The sequence below is a fragment of the Klebsiella sp. RHBSTW-00484 genome, from assembly GCF_013705725.1.
Lineage (GTDB): Bacteria > Pseudomonadota > Gammaproteobacteria > Enterobacterales > Enterobacteriaceae > Klebsiella.
In genome coordinates this window covers 5,423,183-5,438,452 of the sequence record NZ_CP055481.1, presented here as the reverse complement: position 1 = coordinate 5,438,452, position 15,270 = coordinate 5,423,183, and the positions used below count along the sequence as shown (strand labels likewise).

Here is a 15,270-nt window from a genome sequence, read left to right as displayed (position 1 = left end):
ATTACATGCAAAAAAGTAATGATTTCAATGATTTGGATTATGAGGAGGCTTTTCTGTCAAACCCATGTAAGAGAGACAAAGCTTTAACTTATGCTCTTGAAATACGGAAGTTCGAAATAGAATTATATTGGAAAAGGGCCACTTATTTTTGGACTTTCATTGGGGCAAGTTTGGTTGCATTCATTGCTATTCAATCATCTAACAGTTTATTAGCAGAGTATAGGGGAGAGCTTACTTTATTAGTGGGATGTTTAGGAGTTGTCTTTTCATTCGCTTGGGTTTGCGTTAATAAAGGAAGTAAGTTTTGGCAGCAAAATTGGGAAAAACATGTTGATATGTTAGAAGATGATATTACAGGCCCATTATATAAAGTTGTAGCCAATTCTCATTTAGGAAAAAATGAGAGAAGTGTCCTAAATAAACTATTTTTAAGTTCAAAACCATACTCTGTTACAAAAATTAATCAAGCAATAAGCTATTATGTGTTATTTATATGGTTATCGGTTTTATTTAGGGAAGTGATTAAGTTGAAGCTTTATGATAATCATAATTGGTATTGTATAGCCATCCTGGTATTATCTTTTTCATTTTGTCTTTCCATGGGTTTTGCCTGTAAATCTTCTATGACTTTTTCTAAAAGTGAATGGGTAAAAAGAAAATAACTTGGAAATTAAATTATTCGTTTTAGCTCGTCGTTTAATAAAAGATGGGCTTTTCTTCTTTCTTCATAATAATCATACCTGTCATAAATAGCTTCTACACCCTTCAGCTTGTGGTTCAGACATCTTTCTGCGACATGTGGGGGAACAGACAGTGATGCAAGTAAACTTCTACAAGTCCTTCGTAAGTCATGGACAGTGAAATATTCAATATTTCCCATTACATTAGGTGGTTGCTTCTTACCCGGTTCGATCCCGAATAGTTTAGCTATCGCCCTGTTGAGGGTATCTTTCCCCATATGCCTCGACTTACTCACCCTGCGGTTAGGGAAGACATAATCAGAACCAAAAGCTCTGACCTTTAGCTCTTCAAGAATCTTAATAGCGAGCGGGGGAAGCGGGATGACGATTCCTTCACCAGACTTACTTCTTGCCTTGGGTAAAGACCATTTTTTCTCATCCAAATCGAATTCTGCCCAAGGAGCCTCGGTTAGCTCACTTTTGCGAACAGCAAGGAGTAGTAGTAGGGCACAGGCAAGGTAGTTATCACGAGAGAAGCTGTCAGAGTGTTCTTTGAAAACTCTAAACACCTGACCAATTTCTTCCAGATTCAATGCTCTTTCTCTGCTTTTTTCGATTCCACCTGCATCATTGACCTTAAACGCAGAAGCTGGATTGTTTAACAATAATCCAAGCTTGATTGCATGGTCGAAGAGTTGCAAAAAGTGCATACTTGATGAAAATTGACCTTGATACTTGGTTTGAACCTGCGGATTCTAGTAAATAGGTGCGCGTGATGGTATCAATGATGGTATCATACCCATTGTGGTAATTTTTAATGTCTTAAGATCAAAAGGATAGTTGCGATGTTCGAGTCCGGCCTTCGCACCAAATTACCCAATCAGTCCACTAAAAATCTTTTTTGTGTCTGCATTTCATCATTTGAAAACCTCCTATTGAGGTATCTGTTCTTCTGGCTCCGATGTGGTTAGCACAGCACCCTCAACACTATCCACCCGCGCTTCATCCTCACACCACCTTTCAAACAGCCTGGCGAATCTGGTGCTTTGCCAGGTATCTTCAACCTGGCTAAAGATAAAGCCAGTGACCACAATAGCGGAAATAAAGTAAAACAGTGAAAATGCGATAACCGAATTTACGCCCCCGCTGGCTAGTAATGATTGTATTGTTGTCCACCAGGCGCAAGCAAAAATGACTATTGAAATTAGCCAGAAAATCCCGCTAACGATGTGAAAATTTTTTATTTTTTTAGCATCTACAGAAAAATGCTTGTCTTCACAACGATATAAGGATGGGTTTTTAAGGAAACTCATTAATCGTACATCATATGAGCCGATATTTTTATCAGCGATAAACGCGATCAGCTGATGGGCGTGCCAGACAGGAAGAGTAATCCCGATCTGCTCATACAAAAACTTTATTTGTACCGTCTGATGCGTCCTCGAGAGTTTAGTGTCGGGTATTTCAGCGTTCGCTATCTCAGCGATTTTATTCAGCACCTCTATTTTCGTTTCAATAGGTACCTTTTCGAAGTGAATTTTTCGCTTTGCTGGCGGGCTGGACATCACTTTTCCCGCCCAGTCGATGATCTTTTTAGCCACATATAAAACCGCGGGTAGCAAAACCAGCTTTGCAATATCTATTTCGTTTACAGGACTCATTTATTTAATTCCTTATATTGTAGTTTGTTTTGTTTATTTCTTTTTTATAATTTGATTTATAGAAAAGTAACCAAAAAAACATAAAGAAATTGTAGTCAGGCAATAACACAGAAGGAAAATTATAGATGTTTTTATGATCTTTTCTGGCGTAGAGTTGATGGCAGTATATAATGCTGAGCAAGTCACACCTATCAGTAACGTTGTAATATAGCTAAATATTTTAGCTAAGCATTTTTTAAATTTACAGTTTGAAGGCTTGATAAATATAATGGTTGGTGATGACGCAAACGTTACTCTAACTATAAACAGTATAAAGAAAACATAGAGTAAACTAACTATCCAATCAGGAGGGTAGTTTAAATTCACATCTAAAGATATAGCAGAGTATACTACAACTCCAAGCAAAGACATGATTATTGTATCCAAGGTTTTCTTTATTTCTTTATAATAATTATTATTTTTCATGTTGATAGGGACAATATATGATTTTAACATGCTTATTCCTTAGCCAGTGTAGTTAAAGGTAAATTTACAATACTGAACTTATCTTATGAAGCCCTCATTATTATGAGGGCTTCGATGTGGCTGACCCCTCAACCCCGTCCCCCAATAACCCCGATAAACTCTCTGACCTGCTTCTGCTTCCTGGCCGACAGCTTCTCTACTCTGCGCATCGCGGCTTCCAGTTCCGGCTCTGGCTCGATTGTCGTCAACACGATACAGCCGTTCATCACCCGCACAGCTACCTTGGTGCCGGTCGTAAATCCTGCCGCCGCCAGCCATTCGCCTTTCATGATCACCGCCGGAATACGGCTACGATCTGGCAAACGCCTCACATAACTCACCGTCAACTGACGCTTATTCTTCGGCGACACTTCTGGATCAAGCGAATCTACAATACAATCGATATCAGTCATGGTTGCTATTCCTTCATAATAGTAATTGTGATCAGCGGTGCGGGCGTGCGCCAACACATTCGCACCGCGCTAAATAACACCTGTAAACCTAACCAGTAATAAACGCAAAGTCCAGAATTTAATCGGACATAATAAACGCCTTTAACCACATGTTAAGAATGAATGAAATACATAACCCGATTATTTAGCTCCAACGGTAAATACCTTTCCTGATATTGCTTAAATAACCAAAAACAGTCTCGAAAAATAATATAAATTTAATGCCTGAATCAGGATGAAAATATCAAATCAAGAACACCCTAACTCCTTCGCCAGCGTACCTTTATGGGTCTTCAGGCTTTGGGCAATCTCCGGCGGCAGGGCAGACCAAAAAGAGAGCGCCGGATGGGTTCGTTGCTCAATTTCTTCCACCGTTACCTGATAATCACAAAAACTGGCGCTTTTTGGCGTCGCCTGATCCAGTAAAAACGCCGCGTATTCGCCTTTATCCGGACTGGAGCCGATAAAAATAATCTTCCAGTAGCCGCTGGGGATCTCCACGTCGGGCGCGGCGGGCAGGGTGGCAATATGCCGTTCGAACAGCGGCCCGGTTACGGACCAGACTGTGGTGACGTCGCTGCGCTCGGCAAGGGCGCGCTCCTTATCCTCCAGCCTTGCCCATGCACCTTGATTGAGCCCGGACTCCTGCGGCGTAATATTGGAGAGATAGTTTAATGTCTGCCAGTCCGCGCTTGCGCCCAGCCCGGCGAGCGGCGCTTGATGTCCGCGATCGACAGCCAGCGCCGTGCTTGCCCCTTTATAGGCCGCAGGGGCTAACGTATCTGCGGCGGGCAAATCCGGATCGCGCTTCCAGCTGCGCGAGCGACCGCTGGCCTGGCTGACTTTGGTGATTTTATATGCCACCCAATTAGCGAATTTGCTGCGGCTGTTGTTATTCAGCGTATAGGCTTCACGAACCAGTGTCTGCGCGCTTCCGCCGGTCGGGCAGCCCACTTCACAATTATCGATGGCGGATGTACCGGCGGCGTACGCCAGCCCTAAAAATAACGATGGCAACAGGCCAAAAAATCTATATATCTTCATTTTATTTATAACGTGGTAGCGAATGTGAATCCAAATTCATAAATGAATTTGAAAGATGAAGTGAGAGAATAAAAACAACCAGAAAAACGCGACCGAGCGCAATATCACAAGATGATTAAACATCACGCTGGATGATATTTTTTGATAATCAAATGATGTTGGATGATGCCAAAAAAATATATTCCCACCCAACACTCTGGACTGATCGCGATGTGAGAATGCTTGATGAAGGACAAAGGGACCAACAATCCATGATGTTGTCTGAAAAGAATAAAAGAGAAGGGAAAAACACTTCTCTCCGTCACGGGCATTGTTCAGACTACGGAGAATTATCCAGTAGGGAGAAACGGTATGAAAAAGGGAATTAGGGCAGGATTGCTGACATTAGCCGTACTCAGCGCCCCCGCGCTGGCGGAAAAAAGCGGCGTTTCATTCAGCCATAAAGATTGGGAAGTGGTTTGTGATAACACGCTGACCTGCCGGGCGGCGGGATACAGCCCCGACGAAGGTGTCGGTGGTTCAGTACTGCTGACCCGTCGGGCCGGAGCGAGGACTGCGGTGTCAGGTGAACTGATGCTGGCAGAGATTACCGATAGCGATGTTTATCCTGACAAGCTGACGCTGTGGATCAATGATCAGCCTGTGGGCGAAGTGAAGCCCGAAAAAGAGACCTGGCCACTGTCGGACAAACAAACTGTCGAAATCATCAATGCGGTCAAAGGTAGCGGAAAAATTGAATTTAAAGGCGGTCCGGACCCGTTTGTGCTCTCCGGCGATGGCGCTTATGCGGTGCTGCTGAAAATGGACGATGTTCAGGGGCGAATCGGCACGCCGGGCGCGTTAGCCAAAAAAGGTGATAAGCCGGAGAGCAGCGTCCTGGCTGCGGTTCCCGCGCCGGTTATTTACCAGGTTAAGCCTGAGAAGGCTCAGGAAAGAGCGCTGACAGCGCCTGAACTGGCGGTACTCAAGCCAAAACTTTTGGTAACCCTGAAGGAGGATGACTGGTGCGATCGCATCCAGCCTGAAGAGGGGGAAGAAGCAGAAACCATCAGTCTGACGCCGCTGGATAACGCCCACTCGCTGATTTCAGCGCTATGCTGGCGGGCGGCATATAACACGGGGCACGGTTACTGGGTCATTGACAGCAAACTTGAGGGGAAACCGGAGCTCATCACTATTTCAGGTTCTGATTATGGCGAGGGTGAGATTTTTCTGGGCCAGAAAGGGCGCGGTCTTGGGGATTGCTGGGGAACGGCAAGCTGGGTTTGGGATGGCACAACGTTCCGCAAAAGCCGCGAAGCGACGACCGGAATGTGTCGATATTTACGCATGGGTGGGACATGGGATCTCCCCACCTGGGTAGCTGATGTTAAACCTGGAAAGTAATGCGCTGAAATAACGCGGAAAACATTCCCTCCGGCACATTTATCAAAGTCAGTGCCGGAGGATAAGGCAATCGCCACTGTAGATCGATATGTGTAACGTCAATGACCTCAGCAGGTCGACGCCTTGTTCAAAATAACAGCCCATCTAATGTATTGCTAACTCGAATTAGTTTATGATTAAGCAGTTCTGTTCGTTATGGAAAATGATGTTATGGCCAAAACCGTTGAGCAAGTCGCCAGAGCGCTGGAAATCTCGATTACTACCGTGCGGCTGGTGCTGGGGGGTAAAGCTGAGCAGTACCGCATCAGCGCCAAAACGCAGCAGCGTATTAATGATTATATCGCTGAGAACGGGCTGGTCGTTAACCACATCGCCCGCAGCCTGAAGCTCAATAAAACCGAGACCTTAGGGTTGGTGATCCCGCGCCTGTCGAACCTGTTTTTCTCCACCCTGGCGGAAAAGCTGGAAGCCTGCTGCCGCCAGGCAGGGTATCAACTGATGATCGCCTGTACCTACAGCGACAGCGAGCATGAAAACAGCCTGGTCGAAGGGCTGTTGGCGCGCAATGTTGATGGATTATTTGTCGTGCCTTCTAATCGGGAAACACAGCTGCATCATCAGAAGGTAGCGCGCAAGCGACCGCTGGTGCTGCTCGACCGTGATTTTGGTGAGAGCGATGTATCGCTGGTGGTGAGTGATAACTACAACGGCAGTAAAAAGCTGGTGCAGGCGATGACTCAGGCGGTAGATGTTTCGCCGATTTTTTTTATCGCCGGGGATACCCAGCAACCGTCGATCCAGCGCCGCTTGCAGGGCTATCTGAGCGAGCTTCCCGCCGGGAAAGAGTGGATTTTGTCGGCCAGCCATAACCGTCAGGAAGAGGGTAAGCAGCTGATGCTCGATTTTCTCCGCCAGCATCGGGAGCCGCCGAAGGCGTTTATCGCCTCATCGCTGCCGATTCTGGAGGGAACACTAAGTGCGTTGCGGGAAACCTATGGTTTTATTCCGTCGGATATTCCAATAGGGACCTTCGATGAACATCAGATGTTAGGTTTCTTGCCGAATGCGGTGTGGTCGATGCGTCAGGACGAGGACGCCTGGGCCCAGCACGCGTTTCATCTGATGCAGCAGAAGCTGCAGGGCGAAAATGCCGACGTGAAGATCACGGTGCCAATGACGCTGATTCACCGCCCTTTGTCGGTGGAGAAGCAGCGGAGTTAAGTGGGAGCGTGAATGCTTTCCCGGAGGCGGCGAGCAGATCGCTCAATGTGATACGGCGTCAAACCCTCACCCCGGCCCTTATGTCTTGACCTTCTCCGTTCCGGCGGAGAAGATCCCCGACTGATCATCGGGAGGTTACCGGTGAGCATCACCCAGCCCTGGAGCCCCTGAGCCCGCGGGAGAGATTATGCCCCGGTAACCTGTTTCCCTGTCGCCTCAAGACCGAACGGTATCCTGTGCCCTGAGCACCCACATATAAGGATGGTCCGGCGATAATATTCATAAGGTTACGGAGTACCATGATGAATCTTGTCCCTGTCGGCGTTGATATCGCCAAACTCAAATTCGACGTTGCTGTCCTGCTGCCAAACCAGAAGTACAAAACCAAAAAATTCGCCAATACCCCAGCCGGATGCCGCGAATTTCTGAACTGGCTGGCGCGTTTTGGTCACTGTCATGTCTGCATGGAGGCAACAGGTTGCTACAGCACTGAACTGGCCACCCTGCTGGCCGATAATGGCTGCTGCGTCAGCCTTGAAAACCCGGCACGTATCCATGCGTTCGCAAACACTGAACTGACCCGCAATAAAACGGACAAAAGCGACGCGGCGCTGATAGCGCGCTACTGCGCTCTGTATCAGCCGGCCCCCTGGCATCCTGCGCCGCTGAGCGAACGACAACTGACGGCTCTGGTACGCCACCTGCGTAACCTGGAAGAGATGCGTCAGATGGAGATGAACCGCCTTGAGGCAGCAGATGAAGTCATCGTTCCTTCCCTGAATGAACACGTTACGATGCTGGATGAGCTGATTGAAGAAACCCGCAATAAAATCAACCGGCATATCGATGATAACCCAGACCTGAAGCGGGACCGGGAGCTACTGAAAAGTATCCCCGGAATAGGAGACATGCTGAGTGTGAGCCTGCTGGCGTTCGCAGGAAATCTGCGACGGTTCAGCAACAGCAAGGCACTGGTGGCGTATGCTGGTTTGAATCCTCGTCGTTGTGAGTCAGGGATGTGGAAAGGGAAAAGCAGGCTGTCGAAAGTGGGCCATGCAGAGCTGCGTAGCGCACTGTATATGCCAGCGGTAGTGGCAGGAAGATGCAATAAGGTGGTGAAAAACCTGATGGAAAGGCTTGCAGCCCGGGGTAAGACAGGGAAAGAGCGAGTGTGTGCAGGAATGAGGAAATTACTGCAGCTGGCTTATGGTGTGGTGAAATCCGGGCATGAATTTAACGCTGAAATACCACTTGCAGGATAACCGGCAAGACGGTATCTCTCCCTGGAAGGGAGAGGGGGAAAAGAGCGTCGGAGCTGGCATATGACGCGTAGCCCGGACAGGTACGCAGCACCGCCTCCGGGAACGATTACGCAATCAGCCGCTGAGCAAACTGTGCTGCCAGCTCGGCGTCTAACTCCGGCGGCAGGCCGCTAACCCCAACGCCAGCTATCGCCAGCCCATCAAGCATCACCGGCACACCGCCCGGCATCGCCAGCAGTTGCGGGTCGTGAAACACCTCCAGCCGTAGGCTACCAACGCTGACTTCTTCCGCAAGCTTTGCCGTCGGACGACGAAAGCGCAGGGCAGTCCAGGCCTTGCGTTGGGCCAGCTGACGCGGCAGCGGTGGGCAGCGAGTATGTGCGCCAAAGGCGATAAGCTCGCCCTCCGGCCCCACCACCGCTATCGCCAGGTCCCTGGTCTGTGCATCGCCTTCGGTCTCCTGTAAAAACAGCGCCACCTGCTGGCAAATGGCGCTATCGTTCAGGCGACTCTGGGTACATAGCCTGTTATTGCCGGGCATCGGCGATATACCCCCGTAAGCGCAGATAGAGGTCATCCAGCTCGTCTTTTTGCGCCGCCGTCAGCGCCACAAACGGCTCGCGGGTTGGCCCGGTATCGACGGTCTCTTTACCGGCAAGATACTTCGCCGACTGGAATACGCCGCGCGCCACCAGGTTTTCCACTACTTCGTTAATCTGCTGCTGTAAGCGCTGCGCCCGGGCGATATCGCCCTGCTTAAACGCGCTGCGCAGAGCGAGAAACAGCTCCGGCTGGAGGTTGACCGTGGTGCCGACGGTGGCCGTCGCACCTGCCGCGAGGCTGGAAAGGAAGATCTCATCGAAACCGTTAAAGAACACTTTGTCCGGATAGCGGGCGATCATCCGCTCCAGCGAATAGAGGTTATGCGAAGTATGTTTAACCCCCAGTACCTGCTCGTCGCCGAGCAGCGCTTCGGCGGTCTGATGGTCAAGCTCGACGCCGGTAAACTGCGGAATATTATACAAAATCACCGGAATCGAAATGGCGTCCAGTACCCGACGGTAGTAGGCGATAATCTCCTCGCGGCTATATTTGTAGTAGTAGGGCGGAACCAGCGATACAGCGCTGGCCCCGTCCTGCTCGGCGCTTTTTGCCAGCTCGACGGCATCCCGGGTGCGCGGTGTTCCGACGTGGGAAATTACCGGCACTTTGCCCTCCGCCGCCTGTACCAGCGTTGCCAGCACCTGCCTGCGCTCATCGAAACGCAGTAACGGCCCTTCCCCGGAGGAGCCGCAGCAGTAAAAGCCTTCAACACCACGCGCCAGCTGGGTACGGGCGAGGGTGTCCAGCGCCGCATAGTTTACCGACTCGTCGGCATTCATCGGCGTCACCACGGCGGAGATAATGCCGCGAAAAACCTGCCATTTATCGTTTACCATGCGGTCCAGCCTCCATCCACGACGACGTTGGAGCCGGTCATATAGACCGACGCGTCGGAGAGCAGGAACACCACCGCACCGTTGTACTCATGCGGTTTTGCCATCCGACCAATCGGAATTCGGTTGGTGTAGTTTTTCTGAAAACGCGGATCCTGGTCGCTACGCTCAACGCCGGAAAGGGTCAGGGTATTGACGCGAATGCCGTCGCGGCCCCAGTAGGTGGCGCAGTAGCGGGTAAAGTTATACAGCCCGGACTTTGCCGCCGAATAGGCCACCGGTTTGACGAACGGAATACCGGTATCCTCTTTTTTATAGCTATAGATATCCTGCACCGGGGAGACCACGCCGTAGATCGATCCGACGTTGATAATCGAGCCGCCTTTGCCGGCCTGCTTCATGCGCTTGCCAACCTGCTGAGTCATCAGGAAGGTGCCGACCAGGTTCACTTCCACCACCTCGCGGAATACCTCTTCCGGAAACTCCTCAAACGGGCCGGAAACTTCCGGCGGCGCGCTGGGCTGGGTATCAACCCCTGCATTATTCACCAGGCCATCCGGCACGCCCCATTTCGCTTCTATGCTATCAAGAACCCGGTTAATGCTGGCTTTGTCGGTAATATTCACTTCCGCGCAAAGCAAGCGGTCGGAGTCCTTTATCGCCCCCAGCACGCGATCGATACGTGCGGCATCGACACGGGTGGCTAGCGCTGCCACCTTTGCGCCGCGCTCATGCAAGGTCTTCACGTACTGCGCCCCCAGCTGTCCAAGGCCGCCGGTCACGATGATGACCTTGTCTTTAACTGAGAATAACGTGTCTTCCATTGTCCTTTCCCCATCACTGAGTGGTTAGATTTTGTGTGTTGCGAGATAGTCACGATCGAGAATGATGCCGTGGCCCGGTCGTTCGCTCGGCACGTAGTAGCCGTCCACCTCTTCGCCCGCTTCGGCGATAATGCGCAGATCTTTCCAGCGTCCGCCGTCGGTCATTTCGGCGTAAGAGATATTCGGTACCGTCGCCAGCAGGCTGGCGCTGAGCTCCATGACAAAATGCGGCGTCATCGGCAGGTTGTGCGCGCGGGCGACGGCGGCGATATCCAGATAACCAGTGATCCCGCCGACGCGTCCGAGATCCGCCTGGATGTAATCCGCACAGCCGCTCTCGATGTATTGCGTGAACTGGTTTAAGTTATAGACGTTTTCGCCCAGCGCGATAGGCGTAGTGCTGCGTTCGCGAAGCTTGAGATGGCCGGTGATATCGTCGGAGGGGAGAGGCTCTTCAATCCATAACAAATTGAGCGGCTCGAACAGCTTGAGCGCGCGCAGCGCCTGCGGGAAGTTCCAGCCCTGGTTGGCGTCCACCGCCAGCGGAAATCCCGGCACCGCTTCCTGAATTTTGCGCAGCCGCTCTACGTCCTCCTCAAGCGTCGGTTTACCGACTTTCACTTTCGCCGCCAGGTAGCCGGTGCTTTTCCAGCGTTTGACCTGGTCGATCACTTCTTCGATAGACAGATGCAAGTTGATGCCGCTGCCGTACAGCGGAACGCGATCGCGCACGCGGCCAATAATGTCGATGATCGGCGCATTGAGGGTTTTGCCTAAAAGATCCCAGTAGGCAATATCCAGCGCCGCCAGAGCATGGGTGGTGACGCCTGCGCCGCCGACGTCGTGAATATGTTTATACGAACGATGCCACAGGCCGCGCGGTGAGAGCGGCTGGCCGATCACGTCGGGGATAATCTCGGCAATCAGTGCGGAGATAGTTTTTCCGCACCAGCCGGAAGTGTGGCTAAAACCGGTACCAACGTGACCATTCGAGCCGTAGACATCAACAATCGCCACTTCGATATCGGTGACGTGGTGAATCTGATCCCCCCATGGGCCTTCCGGTAGCGGGACGCGGGCGGTCATCAGTTCGATATTTTCAATCACGGGCATTTTTGTGCTGTTCATCTGATTCCTTCCTTTATGTGTTCAGCGGGGGCCGCCTCTGCGGCCCGGACGGTTAATGTTTAGAAGTTGAGGCCGGGGATTCATGACCCTGCAGGGCGATTGCCGGGCTGGCATCATGTTCTTGATCGTTTTCGTCGCCCACCGCATGACCGAAGACTTCCGGCAGCAGGAAAATGGAGGCGAGGAAGGCGCAGAACGGCGCGATAGCGATAATCATTGAGGCGACTGGCACGCCGACTGCCTCAAACAGGGCCGGGAATACCAGAGTCGTGACGAAGGCGGTGACCTTGACGATGGTGTAGCCGATGCCGGACGCCACGCCGCGGTAGCGCGGTTTTGCCACCAGGGAGATGACCGTCATCCCGCTTTCAGAGTCCCAGTAGTGGCCCCACAGCATCAGCGCTGCGCCGAAGATGATAAAAGCGAAGCTGCTGCTATAGACGCCCCACGCCGAAATCGAGATACCAATGGTCACCAGCAGGAAGCCGTATTTGCTCAGCCCTTTATGGCCGAGTGTCGGCAGCAGCAATGGACCAACGAACGCTGAGAGCGCGGCGATACAGTTCACCGCCAGCAGAGCGAGGTTGTTCTGGATCTGCCCGGAAATACCGATGGTGACGAGGATCAGCGGCAGGAAGAACGAGAAGGCATAGTTCTCAAACGACTGTACGGCGCAGGAGAACCAGCCGAACAGGGTTGTGCGGCGGGTAAACGGGCGGCGAAACAGATCGTGCAACGTCTCTTTGAGCGTCGGGTCGGCGATAGCGACGTTTTCGTTGGGCAGAATGTCGTCCAGCAGGCGGCCGTCCTGTTCGCCGTAATATTCGCGGGAGGCTTTTTTAGCTTCGATAAAGCGGCCGCGTTCAACAAACCACGCTGGGGTTTCCGGTAGCTCCCGACGCATAAACAGCAGTAGACAGGCAGGAATGGCCGGAACCGCCAGCACGATACGCCAGATCATATCCGGGTGAACATCAAGCGCGACCAGAGTAGTGACCAGCAGGATAGCGGCGATAATTCCCAGCGCGAACATAAACTGCCAGCGGTTCGCCATCACTTCACGCTTGCCTTTCGGCATGACTTCCATGATGTAGGTAAAGCCGTTGGCCACGTCCGCGCCCACTGGGATCCCGGCGAGGCAGCGAATAATCGCCAGCCAGTACATATTGGGCGCCAGGCCCTGAAGAACGGCGAAAATCGCGAACAGGATCATCGACCAGAGGAAAATTTTGCGTCGTCCGAGCTTGTCGGTCAGCCAGCCGCCGAGCAGTGCGCCGATAACCGCGCCGAGCTGAGTACCGGCGGCGGTAAAACCGAGCAGCCAGCTGCTGGGTTCATAAATGTCTTTCAGGGCGAATAAGATAAACGCCATGGAATAAATATCCCATGACTCAATAAGTAATGCGGTGATCATTAGCCATCCCGCTTTGGTACAGCCGGGGGCTTCCTGTAGGTCGAGCCGTTTCTTTGCCTTTTGGATAATAAATTCAATATGTTGCTGCTGATACATATAATCCTCTCTTGTCCGGGCAGGCACAGGGCCCGTCCGGACAGATGCGCGTTGACCCGCTCTTTATGGGCGATAAAGAGACGAATTAAGCGGATGTTTGCCAGGATCGCTAACAACGTAAAAATTACATAAGCGAATCAGTTTTTATTTCATTAATAAATGAGCATCGCCTGCGATAAAGACTTTTATATTTTGCGTCAGCGCCTGGGCAATAAAGGCGTTCAGCACTTCGGATAAAACCTCCTCCTCTACGTAAGCCAGACTGAGATGGTTGCTCTGGTGTCCCGCCATTAAATCGTCGCGCGAAACCCCGTCGAGAACGGCGTTGAGTAGCGGCCACTCGTAGTTTGTCGCCTTGCGGCGGCGTTCGAACTCGTCATGCGGTAGTTCGACGGCGGTACCGGTGCCGATGTGCAGGATCACCTGAGTGCCTTCATAGTGCGCGCGCGCCCAGATAAAGCGCCCGGCTTTGCCCTGTCCGGCGATAGTTGAACCGCCATAGGGGAAGAACATCGGCGGCTGGCGATAGCCGGTGGCTCCGGCGATCCCGCCTTTCAGATGGGCGAACGGGACCGCGCCGGAGATCTCCAGATCCCAATAAAATGTGCCGTTGTATTCGCTACCCCAGCGGATATCGTGGAGTGTGGTTTCGCTCTCCATACCCAGCGCGCCGAGCAGCTTCGCCAGCATTACCTGCGGGATGGCGCTGCCCATATCCACCTCGTTGATACAGGGGATTGGCGCATCCTGACAGATAATCTCGCCGTGCTCATCCGGGATCGGGAAGCGTTCGGCGTTGCCGATAGCGCCCTCTGCAAAATCAGAGGCCGCACAGCTGTCTTTGAGCCCCTGTTGATACTGCACGCCAACCGCCGTCAGCCCGAATCGCTTCACGAAACGCGCCATGGCGATCATCATTGCGCACTGTTCCAGCACCTGCTCCCGGGTGAGATCCTGCGCGCTGTCAGGGCCGAATTTGAACTGCATTCCGCGGGTTTCGTACCAGTCGAGGCAGGCTTCGCGCAGGGCGGCCGGTACTTTATTCATCTCAACCAGCAGCGCCGATTGCGACAGCGACTCCACCGGCATCCCCACGTCGATCATTGCTTTTTGCGGGAACACGCCGTTGATCATCCCCATACAGAAGGTGTCGAACAGGCCGACAATGGCTTTATGTTTGAGGATCGACTGCCCAACTTTAACGCCAATCTGCCCGGCTTCGCTGGCCAGCAGCGGCGCGCTGGGGGCGACCGGATGCAGATAGCCGAGCTTATGGCTGAGATGGCCATCGCGCAGCCAGGTCTCTAAGCCGCGAATAAACGCGTCATCGGCAAAGGTTTCGGACCACAGCCGCGAGTAGTTACGCTCAAGGCTGGTGAGGCATCCGGCCATGCAGAGCATGCCGACCAGGCCCGGCCAGGTGCCATCGAAATTGGCGAGCAGCAAAATGGGGCCGCGATGATGCACCAGCGAAGGGGCAAGATGGTGAGAGTATTGCCAGGCGGTCAGCAGGACGATAACCGGCGCATCCGGATCGATTTGGGCGAACAGATCGCTACCTTCCTTCTGGCTGCTGATAAACCCGTGACCGCGGCTCTCATTGACCGGATGGGCGCGGCGCATGCGGTAGCCTAATGTTTCCAGCGCCGCTTCCAGACGCTGTTCAAATAATTTTTGCGTGGGCCAGCAGGTGACGTTAGCCGGTTCGCGGAGATCCGCGTTGGTGACCATCAAGACTTCGCCTGATTTCGGGGTAATAAACTCGGCTTCCGCGGGTAACGTTAAATTCAACATGTGAATTTCTCCTGTAGGGGATAGGTAGCTTAGTTATCGTTCATCGTGCAGCGCATGGTTTCATGCCGTATCAGCCGCTTCTTTGGTTGCTGATTTCATTAGCTAACTCGAATTAGCAAATTAGGATAAAAAAAAGACAGGGACAAACCCTTTACCGGGATTTTGTGATGGCTATCAATATTGTTTTATTAAGATATTGATATTTAAGTTTTTATTTAATTTGTTCTGAGTATGGAGGGACAAATGCCTGTAAAAGCGTTGAGAAGGTGGGAAAAATGGGTGAAGAGAAGTGGGTTGGTTATTCTTGAACACTAATTAACAGGTATTTCATTTATTTTTAATGAGTTATGTCTTTTTTTAGAACGCCT

15 protein-coding genes are annotated in these 15,270 nt (G+C 51.6%); 4 read left to right on the top strand and 11 right to left on the bottom strand.

The annotated features are described in order from the left end of the window. Positions 1–5: 5 nt before the first annotated feature. Positions 6–662, top strand: a complete 657-nt coding sequence (locus HV213_RS25565; protein ID WP_074177393.1) for a RipA family octameric membrane protein — start codon at positions 6–8, stop codon at positions 660–662. Positions 663–670: 8 nt separating this feature from the next. Here the strand turns inward: HV213_RS25565 and HV213_RS25560 are convergent, their stop codons facing one another. From HV213_RS25560 to HV213_RS25540, 5 genes are all read right to left on the bottom strand, one after another. After that, complete coding sequence (locus HV213_RS25560) at positions 671–1,390, bottom strand: tyrosine-type recombinase/integrase (RefSeq protein ID WP_442788127.1); 720 nt, start codon at positions 1,388–1,390, stop codon at positions 671–673. Positions 1,391–1,612: 222 nt separating this feature from the next. Continuing rightward, the gene (locus tag HV213_RS25555) at positions 1,613–2,341 is read right to left on the bottom strand and encodes a hypothetical protein (protein WP_181483819.1); all 729 of its coding nucleotides are present in this window, start codon (positions 2,339–2,341) and stop codon (positions 1,613–1,615) included. 33 nt (positions 2,342–2,374) lie between these two features. Continuing rightward, positions 2,375–2,836 carry a hypothetical protein gene (locus tag HV213_RS25550; protein WP_049113955.1) on the bottom strand — a complete coding sequence of 154 codons (462 nt, stop codon included), beginning with the start codon at positions 2,834–2,836 and terminating at the stop codon, positions 2,375–2,377. Positions 2,837–2,934: 98 nt separating this feature from the next. Next, entirely contained in the window at positions 2,935–3,258 is a 324-nt protein-coding gene (symE, locus tag HV213_RS25545; protein ID WP_181483818.1) for an endoribonuclease SymE, read from the bottom strand. A gap of 288 nt (positions 3,259–3,546) precedes the next feature. Further along, entirely contained in the window at positions 3,547–4,341 is a 795-nt protein-coding gene (locus HV213_RS25540) for a DNA/RNA non-specific endonuclease (protein WP_181483817.1), read from the bottom strand. 351 nt (positions 4,342–4,692) lie between these two features. Between HV213_RS25540 and HV213_RS25535 the strand changes: the two genes are divergently transcribed. From HV213_RS25535 to HV213_RS25525, 3 genes are all read left to right on the top strand, one after another. Next, entirely contained in the window at positions 4,693–5,727 is a 1,035-nt protein-coding gene (locus HV213_RS25535; RefSeq protein WP_181483816.1) for a DUF1176 domain-containing protein, read from the top strand. Positions 5,728–5,937: 210 nt separating this feature from the next. Beyond that, the gene (locus HV213_RS25530) at positions 5,938–6,948 is read left to right on the top strand and encodes a LacI family DNA-binding transcriptional regulator (RefSeq protein ID WP_181483815.1); all 1,011 of its coding nucleotides are present in this window, start codon (positions 5,938–5,940) and stop codon (positions 6,946–6,948) included. Between the two features lie 299 nt (positions 6,949–7,247). Continuing rightward, positions 7,248–8,210, top strand: coding sequence for an IS110 family RNA-guided transposase (locus HV213_RS25525; RefSeq protein ID WP_197975051.1), 963 nt, complete (start codon positions 7,248–7,250; stop codon positions 8,208–8,210). A gap of 106 nt (positions 8,211–8,316) precedes the next feature. Here the strand turns inward: HV213_RS25525 and HV213_RS25520 are convergent, their stop codons facing one another. The 6 genes from HV213_RS25520 to HV213_RS25495 all read right to left on the bottom strand — a co-directional run bounded on the left by HV213_RS25520 (position 8,317) and on the right by HV213_RS25495 (position 14,902). Then, a complete protein-coding gene (locus HV213_RS25520) occupies positions 8,317–8,751 on the bottom strand; it encodes a GlcG/HbpS family heme-binding protein (RefSeq protein WP_181483814.1) in 435 nt (144 codons plus the stop codon). After that, positions 8,738–9,649, bottom strand: coding sequence for a dihydrodipicolinate synthase family protein (locus HV213_RS25515; RefSeq protein WP_181483813.1), 912 nt, complete (start codon positions 9,647–9,649; stop codon positions 8,738–8,740). The genes HV213_RS25520 and HV213_RS25515 overlap by 14 nt, the downstream gene beginning before the upstream one ends. Continuing rightward, on the bottom strand, positions 9,643–10,470 hold the full coding sequence (locus HV213_RS25510) for an SDR family oxidoreductase (RefSeq protein WP_142463586.1): 828 nt from the start codon (positions 10,468–10,470) through the stop codon (positions 9,643–9,645). The genes HV213_RS25515 and HV213_RS25510 overlap by 7 nt, the downstream gene beginning before the upstream one ends. A gap of 24 nt (positions 10,471–10,494) precedes the next feature. Further along, positions 10,495–11,598, bottom strand: a complete 1,104-nt coding sequence (locus HV213_RS25505; protein WP_181483812.1) for a mandelate racemase/muconate lactonizing enzyme family protein — start codon at positions 11,596–11,598, stop codon at positions 10,495–10,497. A gap of 52 nt (positions 11,599–11,650) precedes the next feature. After that, positions 11,651–13,108 carry an MFS transporter gene (locus HV213_RS25500; RefSeq protein WP_181483811.1) on the bottom strand — a complete coding sequence of 486 codons (1,458 nt, stop codon included), beginning with the start codon at positions 13,106–13,108 and terminating at the stop codon, positions 11,651–11,653. 144 nt (positions 13,109–13,252) lie between these two features. Then, positions 13,253–14,902, bottom strand: a complete 1,650-nt coding sequence (locus HV213_RS25495) for a signal transduction protein (RefSeq protein ID WP_181483810.1) — start codon at positions 14,900–14,902, stop codon at positions 13,253–13,255. Positions 14,903–15,270: the final 368 nt, after the last annotated feature.

Excerpts from the sequence above, each read along its gene's own strand:
- HV213_RS25565 (WP_074177393.1), top strand. The coding sequence starts at position 6 with ATGCAAAAAAGTAATGATTTCAATGATTTGGATTATGAGGAGGCTTTT.
- HV213_RS25560 (WP_442788127.1), bottom strand. The coding sequence starts at position 1,390 with ATGCACTTTTTGCAACTCTTCGACCATGCAATCAAGCTTGGATTATTG.
- HV213_RS25555 (WP_181483819.1), bottom strand. The coding sequence starts at position 2,341 with ATGAGTCCTGTAAACGAAATAGATATTGCAAAGCTGGTTTTGCTACCC.
- HV213_RS25550 (WP_049113955.1), bottom strand. The coding sequence starts at position 2,836 with ATGTTAAAATCATATATTGTCCCTATCAACATGAAAAATAATAATTAT.
- symE (WP_181483818.1), bottom strand. The coding sequence starts at position 3,258 with ATGACTGATATCGATTGTATTGTAGATTCGCTTGATCCAGAAGTGTCG.
- HV213_RS25540 (WP_181483817.1), bottom strand. The coding sequence starts at position 4,341 with ATGAAGATATATAGATTTTTTGGCCTGTTGCCATCGTTATTTTTAGGG.
- HV213_RS25535 (WP_181483816.1), top strand. The coding sequence starts at position 4,693 with ATGAAAAAGGGAATTAGGGCAGGATTGCTGACATTAGCCGTACTCAGC.
- HV213_RS25530 (WP_181483815.1), top strand. The coding sequence starts at position 5,938 with ATGGCCAAAACCGTTGAGCAAGTCGCCAGAGCGCTGGAAATCTCGATT.
- HV213_RS25525 (WP_197975051.1), top strand. The coding sequence starts at position 7,248 with ATGATGAATCTTGTCCCTGTCGGCGTTGATATCGCCAAACTCAAATTC.
- HV213_RS25520 (WP_181483814.1), bottom strand. The coding sequence starts at position 8,751 with ATGCCCGGCAATAACAGGCTATGTACCCAGAGTCGCCTGAACGATAGC.
- HV213_RS25515 (WP_181483813.1), bottom strand. The coding sequence starts at position 9,649 with ATGGTAAACGATAAATGGCAGGTTTTTCGCGGCATTATCTCCGCCGTG.
- HV213_RS25510 (WP_142463586.1), bottom strand. The coding sequence starts at position 10,470 with ATGGAAGACACGTTATTCTCAGTTAAAGACAAGGTCATCATCGTGACC.
- HV213_RS25505 (WP_181483812.1), bottom strand. The coding sequence starts at position 11,598 with ATGAACAGCACAAAAATGCCCGTGATTGAAAATATCGAACTGATGACC.
- HV213_RS25500 (WP_181483811.1), bottom strand. The coding sequence starts at position 13,108 with ATGTATCAGCAGCAACATATTGAATTTATTATCCAAAAGGCAAAGAAA.
- HV213_RS25495 (WP_181483810.1), bottom strand. The coding sequence starts at position 14,902 with ATGTTGAATTTAACGTTACCCGCGGAAGCCGAGTTTATTACCCCGAAA.